At 47.7% G+C, this 346-nt stretch carries 1 protein-coding gene; it reads right to left on the bottom strand.

Translation table 11 applies throughout. From position 1 onward, the window contains the following. Positions 1–346: EF-Tu/IF-2/RF-3 family GTPase (locus C2M36_RS06735; protein WP_267894655.1), on the bottom strand; the 346-nt coding region annotated here is incomplete at both ends.

Below are 346 nucleotides of genomic sequence, written 5' to 3'. Positions count from 1 at the left end.
GATGTCACCAGTTACGTCAGTTGTACGGAAGTAGAACTGTGGACGGTAGCCTTTGAAGAATGGCGTGTGACGGCCACCTTCGTCTTTAGATAGTACGTATACTTCTGCTTCGAACTTAGTGTGCGGGTTGATTGAACCAGGAGCTGCTAGTACTTGACCACGCTCTACTTCGTCACGCTTAGTACCACGTAGAAGGGCACCGATGTTCTCACCAGCACGACCTTCGTCTAGAAGCTTACGGAACATCTCAACACCTGTACAAGTTGTCTTCGTAGTTTCTTTGATACCTACGATTTCAACTTCGTCGTTCACGTTGATGATACCGGCTTCAACACGACCAGTTACA

The organism is Pseudoalteromonas sp. T1lg75 (assembly GCF_002964705.1).
GTDB lineage: Bacteria > Pseudomonadota > Gammaproteobacteria > Enterobacterales > Alteromonadaceae > Pseudoalteromonas.
Note: the sequence above shows the minus strand (reverse complement) of the source record. Positions and strands in the feature narration are given on the sequence as shown.